At 65.0% G+C, this 14,615-nt stretch carries 16 protein-coding genes and 2 pseudogenes; 8 read left to right on the forward strand and 10 right to left on the reverse strand.

Annotated elements, in window-relative coordinates; translation table 11 throughout:
• Window positions 1-189, reverse strand: a 189-nt coding sequence (locus NMG70_RS27360) for a hypothetical protein (protein WP_254027400.1), incomplete at its 3' end; no start/stop codon positions are given.
• A 155-nt stretch (window positions 190-344) separates the two neighbouring features.
• Between NMG70_RS27360 and gcvA the strand changes: the two genes are divergently transcribed.
• On the forward strand, window positions 345-1,280 hold the full coding sequence (gene gcvA, locus NMG70_RS27365; protein WP_254027401.1) for a transcriptional regulator GcvA: 936 nt from the start codon (window positions 345-347) through the stop codon (window positions 1,278-1,280).
• 53 nt (window positions 1,281-1,333) lie between these two features.
• On the opposite strand, the gene NMG70_RS27370 is transcribed toward gcvA, so the two are convergent.
• From NMG70_RS27370 to tsaD, 6 genes are all read right to left on the reverse strand, one after another.
• Entirely contained in the window at window positions 1,334-1,741 is a 408-nt protein-coding gene (locus NMG70_RS27370) for a DUF1761 domain-containing protein (protein ID WP_254027402.1), read from the reverse strand.
• Window positions 1,742-1,883: 142 nt separating this feature from the next.
• Window positions 1,884-2,483 (reverse strand): class I SAM-dependent methyltransferase, encoded by a 600-nt coding sequence (locus NMG70_RS27375; RefSeq protein WP_254027448.1) that lies wholly within the window; start codon window positions 2,481-2,483, stop codon window positions 1,884-1,886.
• Between the two features lie 53 nt (window positions 2,484-2,536).
• Entirely contained in the window at window positions 2,537-2,962 is a 426-nt protein-coding gene (locus NMG70_RS27380; RefSeq protein ID WP_254027403.1) for an EVE domain-containing protein, read from the reverse strand.
• Between the two features lie 26 nt (window positions 2,963-2,988).
• Window positions 2,989-3,285, reverse strand: a complete 297-nt coding sequence (locus NMG70_RS27385) for a YciI-like protein (RefSeq protein WP_254027404.1) — start codon at window positions 3,283-3,285, stop codon at window positions 2,989-2,991.
• A gap of 25 nt (window positions 3,286-3,310) precedes the next feature.
• A complete protein-coding gene (locus NMG70_RS27390) occupies window positions 3,311-4,321 on the reverse strand; it encodes an NAD(P)H-dependent glycerol-3-phosphate dehydrogenase (protein WP_254027405.1) in 1,011 nt (336 codons plus the stop codon).
• Entirely contained in the window at window positions 4,318-5,403 is a 1,086-nt protein-coding gene (gene tsaD / locus NMG70_RS27395; protein WP_254027449.1) for a tRNA (adenosine(37)-N6)-threonylcarbamoyltransferase complex transferase subunit TsaD, read from the reverse strand. Before tsaD ends, NMG70_RS27390 begins: the two co-directional genes overlap by 4 nt.
• A gap of 104 nt (window positions 5,404-5,507) precedes the next feature.
• On the opposite strand from tsaD, the gene hemC reads away from it, so the two are divergent.
• The 6 genes from hemC (at window position 5,508) to NMG70_RS27425 (ending at window position 11,597) form a co-directional block, all read left to right on the forward strand.
• A complete protein-coding gene (gene hemC / locus NMG70_RS27400; protein WP_254027406.1) occupies window positions 5,508-6,434 on the forward strand; it encodes a hydroxymethylbilane synthase in 927 nt (308 codons plus the stop codon).
• Window position 6,435: 1 nt separating this feature from the next.
• On the forward strand, window positions 6,436-7,152 hold the full coding sequence (locus NMG70_RS27405; protein ID WP_254027407.1) for a uroporphyrinogen-III synthase: 717 nt from the start codon (window positions 6,436-6,438) through the stop codon (window positions 7,150-7,152).
• A gap of 90 nt (window positions 7,153-7,242) precedes the next feature.
• Window positions 7,243-8,733, forward strand: a complete 1,491-nt coding sequence (locus NMG70_RS27410) for a COG4223 family protein (RefSeq protein ID WP_254027408.1) — start codon at window positions 7,243-7,245, stop codon at window positions 8,731-8,733.
• Window positions 8,734-8,743: 10 nt separating this feature from the next.
• Window positions 8,744-10,345: a heme biosynthesis protein HemY gene (locus NMG70_RS27415; RefSeq protein ID WP_254027409.1), complete on the forward strand. Its 1,602-nt coding sequence runs from the start codon at window positions 8,744-8,746 to the stop codon at window positions 10,343-10,345.
• A 45-nt stretch (window positions 10,346-10,390) separates the two neighbouring features.
• A complete protein-coding gene (locus NMG70_RS27420) occupies window positions 10,391-10,870 on the forward strand; it encodes a tellurite resistance TerB family protein (protein ID WP_254027410.1) in 480 nt (159 codons plus the stop codon).
• A gap of 10 nt (window positions 10,871-10,880) precedes the next feature.
• The gene (locus NMG70_RS27425) at window positions 10,881-11,597 is read left to right on the forward strand and encodes a glutamine amidotransferase (protein ID WP_254027411.1); all 717 of its coding nucleotides are present in this window, start codon (window positions 10,881-10,883) and stop codon (window positions 11,595-11,597) included.
• A 194-nt stretch (window positions 11,598-11,791) separates the two neighbouring features.
• On the opposite strand, the pseudogene NMG70_RS27430 reads toward NMG70_RS27425, so the two are convergent.
• A pseudogene (locus NMG70_RS27430) lies at window positions 11,792-12,244 on the reverse strand (SDR family NAD(P)-dependent oxidoreductase); the annotation flags it as partial.
• Here NMG70_RS27430 and NMG70_RS27435 point away from each other — a divergent pair.
• Window positions 12,244-12,393: pseudogene (locus tag NMG70_RS27435) on the forward strand (winged helix-turn-helix transcriptional regulator); the annotation flags it as partial. The pseudogenes NMG70_RS27430 and NMG70_RS27435 overlap by 1 nt on opposite strands.
• A gap of 73 nt (window positions 12,394-12,466) precedes the next feature.
• On the opposite strand, the gene NMG70_RS27440 reads toward NMG70_RS27435, so the two are convergent.
• Both NMG70_RS27440 and NMG70_RS27445 read right to left on the reverse strand, forming a co-directional pair.
• Window positions 12,467-13,708 (reverse strand): MFS transporter, encoded by a 1,242-nt coding sequence (locus NMG70_RS27440; protein ID WP_254027412.1) that lies wholly within the window; start codon window positions 13,706-13,708, stop codon window positions 12,467-12,469.
• A 357-nt stretch (window positions 13,709-14,065) separates the two neighbouring features.
• A complete protein-coding gene (locus tag NMG70_RS27445; protein ID WP_202365399.1) occupies window positions 14,066-14,527 on the reverse strand; it encodes a Ros/MucR family transcriptional regulator in 462 nt (153 codons plus the stop codon).
• Between the last annotated feature and the right edge of the window lie 88 nt (window positions 14,528-14,615).

The raw sequence follows: 14,615 nt of genomic DNA on the forward strand, positions 1-14,615 counted from the left end.
GAGTTCCCGGTCCATCGCGCGCGCGACATCCTTGCGTTCGGCGCCGATGTCGCGCAGTTGGCGATCCGGAAGATCCTCGACGTTCTCCTGCGGCAGGTTGACCGCGATTTTTGCGTCACGGAACCAATCAGACACCGCGCGCAACCAGGCCGGGCGGACGGTTACGGAGCTCAAGACGATGTGAGACATGGTGCAATCCGCTTCTCCGGACATCAAATCCGGTTTGTTCGATGACCGCATCATGACGGATTGAAATCAAAACGAGAAACGAGTAGTTTTCTCTCTATCTTCAAGTTTAATTTGAGGATTGAAATGCTCGACCGGCCTCTCTTCGTCCTGCAGTGATGGCGCGCCTGCTTCCGGGAACCCGTGCGCTGAGGACGCTGGAAGCGGCGGCCCGGCACCTCAATTTCACCCGCGCCGCAGACGAGCTCGGCCTGACCCCGGCCGCGGTCAGCCACCAGATCAAGGAAATCGAGGATCAGCTCGGCATCGTGTTGTTCACGCGCACCAGCCGCACCATCCGGCTGACCGAGGCGGGCGCGGTGCTGTTCGAGGCCTCGACCGACGCGCTCGACCTGCTTGGCCGGGCCGCCTCACGGGCGCACAAACTGGCGCGTGGAACGGCGCTGCTGAAAGTGACCCTCGACGCCCAGTTCGCGACAAAATGGCTGATGCGACGCGTCGACGATTTTCGCAAGCAGCGACCGGGCATCGAGCTCCGCTTCGACATTGCCTCCGAATTACGCGATTTCGACCTGGACGATGTCGATGTCGGCATCCGTTTCGGCGCGGGAAAATATCCGGGCCTTTGCACCCACCGGCTGTTCGACAACATCATCATTCCTGTGTGCAGCCCCAGCCTGCTGGCCTCCGGCCCGCCGCTGCGCGAGCCACGCGATCTCTTCCATCACACGCTCGCCCATATCGAGTGGGCGCGACAAGGCGTGACGTGGCCGAACTGGCGGATGTGGATGGCAGCGGCCGGCATCGACGATTTCGACGACAGCCGGACGATCGTGTTCGGCACCTCGACCGACGCCGTCCAGGCCGCACTCGACGGCAATGCCGTCGCACTCGCCGATTTTGCCATGGTGGCAAACGACCTTTCCGAGGGCCGGCTGATCCGGCCCTTCGAACTTGGCATCAAGGTTCCGCCCGACTTCGCCTATCATCTGGTCTATCCCATCGGATCGGCCAACGACCCCAGGATCGTGGCGTTCAGGGAGTGGCTCCTGAACGAAGTTCACAACCCGCAGCCGGACCCGACGCTTGACTGAGCTTCAGGTCGCTGTGAGTGGCCAGCCGACGGTCGTGGACCTATGGCGGCAGGTCAGCCGGCGACGGCCGCCGCGCCGAACCAGCCGATCACCGCGCCGATGATAAGCAGCACGCCGAGCCAGTGGCCGCAGTCTATGATGGTCAGGTCCCAGCCGAACCCTTGGTAGCGATGATTGACGGATAGCGTCGTGGCGACGAATCCCAGCCAGAGAACGAAGCCGAAGACGAGTCCGGCAACGAGGCTCGGTTCGCCACCGGTCATCGCTCCGATGATCAGGGACATGACGAGCGCCATGACAATTTCCGCGACGAAGCTGATGACGAAAGGCAGCGGCGATTTACTCATGGTCGCCGGATCAAGCTTGGCGGCCTTGAGCCAGGGCTTGCTCAGGCCCATGTACCAGGCAGCGCCGAACAACCACGCCACCACGGCGGCGACGATCACCGCCAGCCAGTTCACTGCTGAAAATCCATGATTTCCCTCCCCGCAAGCATGTCGCCCAAAAGCATGCCCGGGCCCGAACCGGGGTGCCCAGCGGTTCTGGGACGACATGCGTATTCTCAAAATCGATGCGTGATGGAACGCCTGTTCGGCGGTGCCGTCAAGCAAACCGCCAGACGGTCGTGCGCTTGACCAGGGCGTCTTCCAGCGCCCGGGTTACCGCCACTTCATAGACGGCAAGCGGTTCCAGCCCGGTCTTCGGCAGATAGGAGCGGCCGGGATCGCCAACGATGATGTCGGCGCCACGCGCCTTCAGCGTAGCGAACCATGGCTTCAGCCTGTCGGCGAGGAATTGGTCGTAGAAGACGTCACCGGCCAGGACCACGTCCCAGCCCGCATCGGTTCCGATGCAGTCGGTGCCGAGGAACTTTATTCCGACGCCATTGGCCTCGGCGTTGAGGCGGGTCGCGGTCGCACAGAACGGGTCGATGTCAGCGGCGATCACCTCTGCCGCGCCGGCCTTCACTGCCGCAATGGCGACAAGGCCGGAACCGGAGGCGAAGTCGAGCACGCGCTTGCCGTGCACATCAGACGGATTGTCGAGGATGTAGCGGGCAAGGCCCTGGCCGCCGGCCCAGGCAAAGGCCCAGAAGGGCGGCGGCAGACCGATTTCGGCCAGTTCGTCCTCGGTCCGCTGCCACAATTCATGCGCCTCGTCAGCCAGATGCAGCAGGATCTCCGGCACATGCGGCGGCGCCATCAGCGCCGTGTTGTCGAGGATGAAGTTTCGCGCGCTGTTTGGCGTCAGCGCCGTCACGGCGCCGGCGTCAGGTCGCCCATGCGGCAGACCTCTTTCCATTCGGCCGGCGTCGCCGGCTGCACGGAAAGCCGTCCAAGCCGGACCAGCGCCATCTCGGCAAGCTTGGGATTGGCCTTGACCTGTTCCAGCGTCACCGGCTTCGGCACATCCTTGACGGCGCGGATATCGACGCATTCCCAGCGCGGGTCGTCTGACGTGCTGTCCTGGTGGGCCAGCGCGCAGACCTCGACGATGCCGACCACGTCGAGCCCATCGTTGGAATGGTAGAAGAAGCCGAGATCGCCGATCTGCATCGCCTTCATGTTGTTGCGCGCCGCATAGTTGCGCACGCCGTCCCATTGCGTGCCGCCCTTGCCCTTCGCCTTGAGGTCCTCGAAGGAAAACACCGAGGGTTCGGATTTGAACAGCCAGTAGTTCATCTTTTTTGCTCCTCCTGGGCTGGAAATCAGGTCGCCGCAGGCTTGTTGAAAGTCCAGTTCCATTGCCGGATTTCGACGCTTTCGAACAGCCCTGCCTTGGCGTAGGGGTCTGCTGCCGACAGCGCTTCTGCCGCGGCCAGATCGGGCGCCTCGACCACGACGAGGCTGCCGTTCGGCTTGCCGTCGGTGTCGAGGAACGGACCGGCGAAGGCCAGCTTGTTCTCGCCGTTCAGTCCCTCCAAAAAGGCAACATGCTCGGGCCGCGTGTCGAGCCGCACCTGCAGCTTTCCAGGCTTGTCCTTGCAAATCAGCGCAAACAGCATCTTTCCATCTCCGGATTGTTCAACATTACACGTCGGTTTCGGTCTTCAGCGGCCTTGTCATCAGCGCCGACACAGCCTGGCGGATGGTGATCGTGCCGTCCAGTATGGCGGCGACGGCTGTGATGATCGGCGCGTCGATGTTGCGCTCGATGGCGATGCGGGCGGCGATCGCCGCCGTCGGCACCCCTTCGGCCAAGGGCAACCCGGCAAGTGGCTTGCCTTGCCCCAGCGCCAGCCCGTAGGCGAAATTGCGCGACTGGGCGGACGAGCAGGTGAGCAACAGGTCGCCGAGGCCGGAAAGCCCCATCAGCGTCTCCGGCCTAGCGCCGAAAGCAGCGCCGATGCGGCGCAATTCGACAAAGCCGCGCGTCACCATGGCGGCCTGGGCGCTGGCGCCGAGCCCAGCGCCGGTGACGGCGCCGGCGGCAATGGCGAAGACGTTCTTCAGCGCGCCGCCGATCTCGACGCCGATAAGGTCGTCGCTCGAATAGCAGCGCAGATTCTGAGCCGAAAAGCGCGCGGCCAGGTCGGCCGCCAGACCCTCATTGCCGGCGGCGACCACCACGGCCGTCGGCAGCCCCCTGGCGACGTCAGTGGCGAAGCTCGGGCCGGACAGGGCAGCGACCGGATTTTCAGGCAGGATCTCTCCAGCGATCGCCGACAACAGCGCGCCGGTGTCGCGCTCGATGCCCTTGGCGCAGAGGACCAGCGGGACGTCTTTCGGAAAATGGGCTTTCGCGGTGGCCAGCATGGCGCGCAGCGACTGCGCCGGCGCCACCGCCAGCACGCAATCGGCGCCGTCGAGCGCGGCCCCGATGTCGCTCGTTGCCACGATGCCGGCCTGGAGTGCGATTCCCGGCAGATAGCGCGGATTTTCGCCACGGTCGATCGCGGCGACGATCTCCGGGTCGCGCGCATAGAGGCGGACGAAATGACCGGCGCGCAACATGGCCAGCGCCAGCGCCGTGCCCCAGGCACCGCCGCCGAGCACGGCAATGCGCCAGCCGGTTGGCGCCTTGTGCCCGCTACCGCTCATGCCTTGGCCCCACGCCGGCCCGAGCCGACCATCGGAGCGGAGATGCTGTCCAGCGGCCAGCGCGAACGCGGCACGAAGTCGGCGGTGTTTTCACCCGATATGCCGGCGCGCAACCGCTCGATGCCGGCCCAGGCGATCATCGCCGCATTGTCGGTGCAGAGTTTGAGCGGCGGCGCGACGAAGACAAAGCCGGCCTTCTGGCAAATGGCTTCGAGTGTCGTCTTGATCGTCCGGTTGGCGGCGACACCGCCGGCAACGACGAGCGCAGGCTTCAGCTCGCTCGGAAACTCCTGGCGGAAACGGTTCAGCGCCCTCGAAACACGGTCATCCAGCGCATCCGCCACCGCCGCCTGGAACGAGGCGCAGATGTCGGCGACGTCCTGGTCGCTCAAAGGGGCAATGGCCGTCGCTGCCTGGCGCACGGCGGTCTTCAGCCCGGAAAAGGAAAAATCGGGCTGCGCCGAGCCCTTCATTGGCCGCGGGAAAGCGAAGCGCGCGGCGTCGCCGGTCGCCGCCGCCTTCTCGACATTCGGTCCGCCTGGATAGGGCAGGCCGAGCATCTTGGCCGTCTTGTCAAAAGCTTCGCCGAGCGCATCGTCGATGGTTGTCGCCCAACGCTGGTAGTCGCCAACGCCGCGCACCGCGACGATCTGCGTGTGACCGCCGGACACCAGCAGCAACAGGTAGGGAAAGTCGAGCCCGTCGGTCAGCCGCGCGGTCAGCGCATGGCCTTCGAGGTGGTTGATGGCGATCAGCGGCTTGTTTGCGGCCGCGGCAATGGCTTTCGCCGTCATCAGCCCGACGATCAGCCCGCCGACGAGGCCGGGGCCGGCGGTCGCAGCGATCGCGTCGATATCGGCGAGATCGACTCCCGAATCGGCAAGCGCGGCCTCGATGATGCCGTCCAGCGCCTCGACATGGGCGCGCGCGGCGATTTCCGGGACGACGCCGCCGAAGGCGGCATGCTCTTCGATCTGGCTGAGCACGATATCGGACAGGATTTTCGGCGCGCCGCCGCCGTCCAGCGCTACCACGCTGGCGGCGGTCTCGTCGCAACTCGTCTCAATGCCCAGAACGCGGATCAATTCGTTGCCATCCCTAGAGATTGTGCAACCAGGCTTTCCCCGTTAGGAGAAAGCCGGGAAAACGGCCTCGATCTGCCGGGGGTTATCACGGACGGCGCGCCATGCAAACAATCTTGAGAATCGGAACACGCGGCAGCCCGCTGGCGCTGGCGCAGGCGCATGAAACGCAGGCGCGGCTGATGGCCGCGCACGGCATGCCGGTTGAGGCATTCGAGGTGGTCGTCATCTCGACAAGCGGCGATCGCATCCAGGACCGGCCGCTGTCGGAAGCCGGCGGCAAGGGGCTGTTCACCAAGGAAATCGAGGAAGCGCTGCTGGCGCGCCGCATCGACATCGCCGTGCATTCGTCGAAGGACATGCCGACGGTGTTGCCCGACGGGCTGGAACTGTCGGCCTTCCTGCCGCGCGAGGATGCCCGCGACGCTTTCGTCGGCAAGGCGGCAAAAACAATCGCCGGATTGCCGCACGGCGCGAAGGTCGGCTCGTCCTCGCTCAGGCGCCAGGCGCTGATCCGGCGGATGCGGCCGGACCTCGACGTGGTGATGTTTCGCGGCAATGTGCAGACGCGGCTGCGCAAGCTCGACGAGGGCGTCGCCGACGGCACCATCCTTGCCTATGCCGGGCTGAAGCGGCTCGGGCTCGAAGATGTCGTCACCGATCTGATGCCGCTCGACAGCTTTCCGCCGGCGCCGGGGCAAGGCGCGATCTGCATCGAAAGCCGCGTCGGCGACCTCGATGTGGAAAGGATGCTGACGGCAATCCATGACGTGCCGACCGGGCAGGCGCTGGCCTGCGAACGCGCTTTCCTGGCGGCGCTCGACGGTTCCTGCCGCACGCCGATTGCCGGCCATGCGACGATATCGGGCGAAACGGTCTTCTTCGGCGGGCTGATCATCTCGCCCGACGGCGCGCAATCCCATGAGGTCAAGGCGGAAGGCCCGGCGCAGAATGCCGCGCGCATCGGCGATGACGCCGCCAGGACCGTGCGGGCAAAGGCCGGCGAAAAATTCTTCGACGGCTGGGCCTGACATGCGTCGCGTCCTGGTGACGAGGCCGGAGCCGGGCGCCTCGCGCACGGCACAGCGGCTTGAGGACCAGGGTTTTGAGCCGATCCTGCTGCCGCTGTCCGAAACGGTGGCGCTGCCGGCCGATGCGGACGGGATGGCAATCAATGCCGTGGCCGTTGCCGTCACTAGCGCCAATGCCGTGCGCCATGCGCCGAAGGAAATCATCGCAGCGCTTGCCGGTTTGCCTTGCCATGCCGTCGGCAGACGGACAGCGGAGGCCGCCCGTGCAGCCGGGTTTGTGTCCGTCGGCGAAGGGCCGGGCGATGCCGAGGCGCTGGCGGATGCGCTTGCCGGCGATTACGCCGGACAGACCATTGTCTATCTCTGCGGGCGGGTGCGGTTTTCGGGTTTCGAGCAGCGGCTGCAGCCGGCAGGCGTTCGGGTTCGGGCCGTCGAGACCTATGACACAGTCGCGCTGGATTATTCCGACGAGGCGGTTCTTGCGCGCTTGTCCGGCCGGCCGGTCGAGGCGGTGCTGCTCTTTTCGGCCAAGGCGGCCACAGCGGTGCAGGCACTGGCCGGTCGGCCGGCGCTGAGTGAGCTTTTTAATAAGACATGTTTTTTTGCCCTGTCCGGACGTATCGCCGCAGCCTTGGAGACTGTTGCCTCAGAACAGCTTCGCGTTGCGCCGGAGCCCAGCGAGGAGGCGCTGCTGGAGCTTTTGCGGACGTCGCCTTGACCCCGTGTCATCACGCCGCCCCTTTTCACCGCTTGGTGATGTGCTAGACCCTTTCTGAACCATCCCGAAGCGAAATTTGCGGAGCCAAGCATGGTCAAGACGCCGAAGATGCGGCATTCGAAAAGCCGTCGCGAGCCAGTGACCATCGAGCTCGAGCCAGGCGCCGTCTCGCGCGTTGCCGAGGAGGATGCCGCCAATGGGCGGACCGACGAGGCGAAGGCTGAGGAAGCGGCAAACGCGTCGCAGCCGGAAGCGCCTGAAGAACCCGTCCATGCCGACCAGACCGACATCGAGCCGTGGGAACATGCCGAAGCGGCCCCGCCGGCCGGCTCGGAACAGCCGGCAGAGGGCGGCGCCAAAAGTCCTGAAGGGCCCAAGCCGACTTATCCGGCCAGCTCGGAGGCATCGGCGAAGCGGGCCTTCGACTACAGTTTCGACGACGCATCGGCCGAGGACGCTTCGGCCAAGGCGGGCGCCGCAGACGTGCCGAAGGACCCGACAGGGAATGAAGATATGGCAGCACAGCCGAGGCGTGGCGGCATCAACGGCATCGCTGCCGGCATTATCGGCGGCGTCATCGCGCTGGCTGCCGCCGGAGGGCTGCAGTTTGCCGGGCTGCTCGGCGCGCCAGGGGCTGGCGATTTATCCTCGGGCGGCGTTTCGCTCGATGGCGTCAATAGCGAAATCGCTGCGCTGAAGAGCGAGATTGCCGGGCTCAAGGATACAGCCCGCAACAATGACGCCTCGGCCAAGGTGGACGGGCTGTCGTCGGCGCTGGATCAGGTCAAGACGGATGTCGCTGCGCTGAAATCGGCGATCGAGCAGGGCGGAGCAGGCGACACTGCCGGGCTTGCAGCCCTCAGCGACAAAGTCAGGCAGATCGAGACGGCGGTTGCGGCGCTTGGCCAGACCGGCAACACGGCGCCGGTCGATCTCGGACCGCTCAATGGAAAGCTGGCCGGGCTCGACGCGGCGGTGAAATCCGCCGGTGAGACGGCGAAGGCACAGGACGGCAGGGTTGCGGCGCTGGAACAGTCGGTGTCGCAGCTTTCCAGCAAGGTCGAGGCACAGGCCGGGCAGCCGAAGGTTGCGCTCGCCATCGCCGCATCGGCGCTGAAGGCAGCACTCGACCGTGGTGCGCCATTCGCCGCCGAACTCGAAACCTTTGCGGCGATCTCGCCGGATGCTCCAGAGATCGCAGCCTTGCGTCCCTACGCCGAAACGGGCGTTCCGACCCGGGCTGATATCGCAACCGAAATGCCTGCCGCCGCCAGTGCCATGGTCGCTGCCTCCGAGCCCGTCGACCAGAATGCCGGCTTCCTGCAAAACCTGCTGTCGAGCGCGCAATCGCTGGTCAAGGTCAGGCCGATCGGTGCAGTCGAAGGCGTCGGGGCACCGGAAACCGTCGCCCGCATGGAGGTGGCGGTCACTCAGGGCGATTACGCCAAGGCGCTCAACGAATACGATACGCTGCCCGAGGCGGTGAAGGCCGCCGGCGCCGATTTTGCCGGCAAACTGAAGGCGCGAATCGAGGTCGAGAAGCAGGTCGATGCGCTGATCGCCAGTGCGATGAAGGCGTGAGGGCAACCCGATGATTCGCATTCTGCTTTTCCTCGCCGTTGTTTTCGCGCTCGGGCTGGGTTTCGCCTGGCTGGCCGACCGGCCGGGCGAGATGGTCGTCACCTTCAGCGGCTATCAATACCAGGTCAGCCTGATGGTGGCGGCGGTGGCGGTCGTTGCCGTGGTTGCCGCGGTGATGATCGTCTGGTGGCTGCTCAAGGCGCTGTGGAACAGCCCCTACACCATCTCGCGCTATTTCCGCGTGCGCCGTCGCGATCGCGGCTATCAGGCGCTGTCGACCGGCATGATTGCCGCCGGCGCCGGTGACGGAGCGCTCGCCCGCAAGAAGACCAGGGAAGCGACAAAGCTGATCCGCTCCGACCAGGAGCCGCTGATCCAATTGCTGGAGGCGCAAGCCTCGCTGCTCGAAGGTGACCATGAGGGTGCCCGCGAAAAATTCGAGACCATGCTCGACGATCCCGAAATGCGGCTGCTCGGCCTGCGCGGGCTTTATCTCGAGGCCGAACGCCTCGGCGACCGCAACGCGGCGCGGCACTACGCCGGGCGCGCCGCGGCGATGGCGCCGCAGCTGGCCTGGGCCGCCGAATCGACGCTGGAAGACCTGACCGGGCGCGGCGACTGGGACGGCGCGCTGAAACTGGTCGAGGCGCAGAAATCGACGCGGCAGATCGAGCGCGATGCCGCCAACCGGCGTCGCGCCGTGCTGCTCACCGCCAAGGCGCAGGCGCTGATCGACAGCGATCCCAATGCCGCCAAAACCGCTGCTCTGGAGGCCAACCGGCTGCGGCCGGATTTCGCGCCGGCGGCGGTGATCGCTGCCAAACTGCTGTTCAGGCAGAATGATGTGCGCAAGGGCGCGAAGATCCTCGAAACGGCGTGGAAAGCCGAGCCGCATCCAGAGATCGCCGAGCTTTACAGCCACGCCCGGCCAGGGGATGCCGTGCTCGACCGGCTGAACCGGGCGAAGAAGCTGCAGGAGATGAAGAAGAACCACGCCGAATCGTCGCTGGCGGTGGCGCGCGCCGCGCTCGACGCGCAGGACTTTTCAACCGCCCGCAAAGAGGCCGAGGCGGCTATCCGCATGGATCGCCGCGAAGGCGCCTATCTGCTTCTGGCCGACATCGAGGAGGCCGAGACCGGCGATCAGGGCAAGGTGCGGCAGCTTTTGTCCAAGGCAGTGCGTGCACCGGGCGATCCGGCCTGGGTCGCCGATGGCGTCGTCTCCGAACGCTGGGCGCCGGTGTCGCCGATCACCGGCAAGCTCGACGCCTTCGAGTGGCGAGCGCCGATGGAGCGGCTCGGCCAGCTCATCGACAGTGACGAGGAAGCGCCGGACGCCGCGGTGCCGACAATCGCGGCGCCAACGAAGCCGGCAAAGGAAAATGTAATCGAGCTGAATCCTGCTGGTTCGGCCGAAAGGCCGCCCGCCGCAGCGGCGTCGGAAACTGGCGAGGACGACGCTGCGCCGACCACCGCGACAGCGTCTGCCGTGGCGCCGCCGGATGGCGACGCTGTCGAACCGGTGGAGGAAATGGCCCGGCTGCCCGACGATCCCGGCGTCGATCCGGACGACGAAGACCAAAAATCACCACGCAAGTTTCGATTGTTCTGATTTGGCTAAGCTTGCTAGTTTTGGCGGATGGGAAGTAGGAATCACATGTTCGAACGCGTTCTGTCGTTTCTGAAAGACCTGCCGGCAGCCGGCGGCGCCCGCAACAACGCCGATGATCCGCGCGTTGCCGCATCCGCCCTTCTCTACCATGTGATGAGTGCCGACGGCGTGCGTCAGGATGCCGAATGGGAACGGTTCAAGGTGGTGCTGGCGGAAAGCTATTCGATCAGCGGCGACGAGCTCGACGCTTTGGCGGCTGCCGGCGAGCGGGCCGACAATGAGGCGATCGACCTCTATGCCTTCACCAGCGTTTTGAAGCGTCAGCTCGATCCGGGCGCGCGAAAAGCCTTCATCGGCCTGATGTGGGAAATCGTCTATGCCGATGGCGAATTGCACGAGCTCGAGGACAATATCGTCTGGCGGGTCGCCGAACTGATGGATGTCGAACGCCACGACCGCGTCGAGGCCCGCCGCAAGGCGGCCGCCGAAGCGCCGGGCGCGGCTGGAACGTCGAGCGACGAATAGACGGGATCCCATGCCATCCACGCCGAGACCGAGACCAAAGATCCTGATCGTGCTGCATCAGGAGAGTTCGAGCCCCGGGCGCGTCGGCCACATGCTTATCGAAGGAGGCTTCGACCTCGACCTCCGCTGCCCGCCGCTCGGCGACGCCTTGCCGGAAACACTGGACGGTCATGCCGGAACCGTGGTGTTCGGCGGACCGATGAGCGCCAATGACGAGGACGAGTTCGTCCGCCGCGAGACCGACTGGCTAAAAATTCCGCTCAGGGAGAACCGGCCGTTGCTCGGCATCTGCCTCGGCGCGCAGATGCTGGTCAATCATCTGGGCGGCAAGGTCGAGGGCCATGGCGAGGGGCTGGTCGAGATCGGCTGGTACCCGCTGACGGCGACCGAGGCGGGCCGGAAGCTGATGCACTGGCCTGAGATGGTCTATCAGTTTCACCGCGAGGGCTTTTCGCTGCCGAAGGACGCGACGCTGCTGGCGACGGCCGAAACCTATCCCAACCAGGCCTTTCGTTATGGCGACAACGCCTGGGGCATCCAGTTCCATGGCGAATTGACCAGGGCGATGATGCAGCGCTGGGTCGTTCGCGGCGCGCATCGCTTCGAGCTGCCCGGCGCGCAACCGGGTCGCGATCATCTCGGCGGCCGGCTGATCTGGGACATGCATCTGAAGCGCTGGCTTGGCGAATTCCTGCCGACGATCTTCGGCAAGCCGGCGCTGCCCTGATCTAGTTTTCGCCTAAAACGCAAACTGTTGATCCAATTTTGTGAATCGCCGCCACCGCTGGAGCCCGACAATGGGCCAAGGGTTGCGTCAAGGCCACCGGATCGGCAAGGTCTGCCTGCCGAGCGGTGAACCGAGCGACAGCAGTCCGCTGTGGCCTGCCGGTTGGACCGAATCAGATGTCGTCGATGTCGAGGTCAGACCGGCAGCCCGTTCTGCTTTCGCAGGCTCTTGTCGAATGCGGATGCCGGGACGAAACGGCGCAGGAAACTGACCTGACGCGCCATTTTTCCCGCCGGATAGCGCCTTCTCGGAACGGATTCGGTCGCCGCTTTCAACACTGTGCTCGCGACGATTTCGGGAGCATCGCCTGCTTCTATCGCTTTGCGCAGGATCACATCCATGCCAGCCCGCGCAGAATCATAGATTTCAAGCAACCGGTCCGGCCTGGCGAGATTTTCTTCAAATGACGTTCGGGTATAGGCAGGCTCGACCAGCACGACGCGAATTCCGAAAGGGCGCAGTTCGTGGTCGAGCGATTCGGAATAACCTTCGATGGCATGCTTGGTCGAAGCATAGAGCGCGGAATAGGGGGCTGGGATTAAACCCAACACCGAACTCAAATTGTCGATCCTCCCCTTCCCTTGACGGTGCGTGGGGACGCAAGTACCGCGGCGAAGGCAGGCTGGCGCGATACATCGATGCAGAGACAGGAGAAGAAATCGAGCCGGTGGCCGTGGATGCTGTCACAGGGGCAAAGATCGGCACCCGCCCGATTCGCGTTGCAACACCTGAATAGCATTCGTCTGCGTCGATGAGAGCCGAGACGTGGCAAGCGGGGTCATCCGAGTTCGCAGGCGCCGGGCCCCGGATCAGTTGCGCCCGTTGAGGTGGCGGACCTTGCGCAGCTGCGGGAACAGCACCGCCCACAGCCCGGCGACGACGACTGCCCCGACGCCGCCGATCACCACCGCGGGTACAGTGCCGATCAACGCCGCCATGGTGCCGGCGCGGAATTCGCCAAGCTCGTTGGAGGCGCCGACGAAAACTTGATTGACGGCGTTGACGCGGCCGCGAACCTTGTCCGGCGTCCACAGCTGGATCAGCGTCTCTCTGATGTAGACGCTGAACATGTCGGTGGCGCCGAGCAAGGCGAGCGCTGCGATCGACAGCCAGGTGATGGTGGAAAGGCCGAACAGCACGGTAAAGGCGCCGAACAGCGCGACGAAGCCGAGCATGACCACGCCGGCATGGTTGCGGATCGGATGCCCGGCCAGCCAGATGGCGACGCAGATGGCGCCGATCCCCGGCGCCGAACGCAACAGTCCCAGGCCCCATGGGCCGAGTTCGAGGATGTCGCGGGCATAGACCGGCAGCAGCGCCGTGGCGCCGGACAAAAGCACGGCGAACAAATCGAGCGAAATGGCGCCGAGCACGATCTTCTCGCTCCAGATATAGCCGAAGCCGGCAAACAGGGTCTGCATCGTCGGCCTGTCGGTCTCGCTGCGTTGGGCAGGCTTTGGGATGGTGAAGACCAGCACCGCGGCGACAAACATCAGAACGGCAGCGGTGCCGTATGCCGCTTCCGCCGAAAGCCCGTAGAGCAAGCCGCCGGCGACCGGTCCGACGATGGTCGCCGTCTGCCAGGCTGACGAATTCCAGGCGATCGCGTTGCCGAAATCCTCTGGCGGCACAAGGTTGGCGAACAGCGACGCCGCGGCCGGTCCGAAGAAGGCGCGCGCGATGCCGAACATGGCGAGCACGCCGAAGATCAATCCCGGTCCGCCAAGGCCACGCAGCGTCAGCAGCAGCAGGGCCAGCGCGCAGATCGCCTCCAGCAGCACCATCAGCGCCATGATCAGACGGCGGCCGAAACGGTCGGCGACCACCCCGGTGATCAGCACCAGCAGCAGCGAAGGCAGGAACTGGACAATCCCGACAAGGCCGAGATCGAACGGATCGCGGGTCAGGTCGTACACCTGCCAGCCGACGGCGACGGATACGATCTGGGTGGCGAATGTGGCGAGGAAGCGTGCCGCCCAATAGCTCAGGAAGGGTTTGTGCCGGAAGGCGGCATAGCGCCGGTCGGGCGGTGCGTTAGGTTCGGGTGTCATGAATCAGGCCCCGTGGCAAGGAAGTCGGCCGGCGGGGCACTTCCACGAGGGCGCTGGTCCGACCACAGCGCTTTTAACGCAGTTCGGTGCGAGGCGCGCGCAAAAATCGGCTCTGGATCAAGGATTTCCGGCTACCATGCTAATTGCACAGCTCGGCGGGGGTGGAGAGGTTATTTGGGCGCGCAGGTCGAGTTCCTTGGCGCCCCCTCTGTCCTGCCCTCTTTGCACTTGGCATCTCCCCACACGGGGGAGATTAGCAGTTTTAGCGCCCCGCTCCCCCTGCGACGTCTCAAGGGGGAGATTGGACGTCGCGACGGCTTTCGCCAACCTCCAGCGTCAAAGGCGACTTCGAACGCGTCAGACCGTGGCCTTGGGCTTCCTGGTCTTCTTGACCGGCGCCGGCGGGGCGGCCTTGCGGCCAAGGCCGATCGCCTTGGCCAGTTGCGAGCGCGAGGCCGCATAATTGGGGGCGACCATGGGATAGTCGGCCGGCAAGCCCCATTTGGCGCGGTAGGCATCCGGCGTCAGTCCGAAATGAACGCCGATATGGCGCTTCAGGGATTTGAACTTTTTGCCGTCTTCGAGGCAGATGATGTAATCCGGCGTCACCGATTTCTTGGGATTGACCGCGGGGATCAGCGGTGCTGCGACCGGAACGGCGGGCTGGCCGAGCCCACCTATCGACGCGCTGACGCTGGCGATGAGATCGCCGAGGCCGGAAGCGGGCAAGCGGTTCTTCTCGACGTAAGCGGACACGATGTGAGCGGTCAGCTCGAGAAGGTCGATGTCCTTGCGGGCTTTGTTGCTGTCGTCGGTCAATCTATTTTCTCCGTTAGTGGGGTCGCAGAATTCCTAGTCGGCAAATCTGCGTAACGCAATGACGCCGCACCACGCCACACATTATTTT

It is taken from the genome of Mesorhizobium ventifaucium, from assembly GCF_935822925.1.
Classification (GTDB): Bacteria; Pseudomonadota; Alphaproteobacteria; order Rhizobiales; family Rhizobiaceae; genus Mesorhizobium; species Mesorhizobium ventifaucium.

Coding starts and splice junctions, on each gene's coding strand:
- gcvA (WP_254027401.1), top strand. CDS start 345: ATGGCGCGCCTGCTTCCGGGAACCCGTGCGCTGAGGACGCTGGAAGCG.
- NMG70_RS27375 (WP_254027448.1), bottom strand. CDS start 2,483: ATGGCGCCGCCGCATGTGCCGGAGATCCTGCTGCATCTGGCTGACGAG.
- NMG70_RS27380 (WP_254027403.1), bottom strand. CDS start 2,962: ATGAACTACTGGCTGTTCAAATCCGAACCCTCGGTGTTTTCCTTCGAG.
- NMG70_RS27385 (WP_254027404.1), bottom strand. CDS start 3,285: ATGCTGTTTGCGCTGATTTGCAAGGACAAGCCTGGAAAGCTGCAGGTG.
- NMG70_RS27390 (WP_254027405.1), bottom strand. CDS start 4,321: ATGAGCGGTAGCGGGCACAAGGCGCCAACCGGCTGGCGCATTGCCGTG.
- hemC (WP_254027406.1), top strand. CDS start 5,508: ATGCAAACAATCTTGAGAATCGGAACACGCGGCAGCCCGCTGGCGCTG.
- NMG70_RS27405 (WP_254027407.1), top strand. CDS start 6,436: ATGCGTCGCGTCCTGGTGACGAGGCCGGAGCCGGGCGCCTCGCGCACG.
- NMG70_RS27410 (WP_254027408.1), top strand. CDS start 7,243: ATGGTCAAGACGCCGAAGATGCGGCATTCGAAAAGCCGTCGCGAGCCA.
- NMG70_RS27415 (WP_254027409.1), top strand. CDS start 8,744: ATGATTCGCATTCTGCTTTTCCTCGCCGTTGTTTTCGCGCTCGGGCTG.
- NMG70_RS27420 (WP_254027410.1), top strand. CDS start 10,391: ATGTTCGAACGCGTTCTGTCGTTTCTGAAAGACCTGCCGGCAGCCGGC.
- NMG70_RS27425 (WP_254027411.1), top strand. CDS start 10,881: ATGCCATCCACGCCGAGACCGAGACCAAAGATCCTGATCGTGCTGCAT.
- NMG70_RS27440 (WP_254027412.1), bottom strand. CDS start 13,708: ATGACACCCGAACCTAACGCACCGCCCGACCGGCGCTATGCCGCCTTC.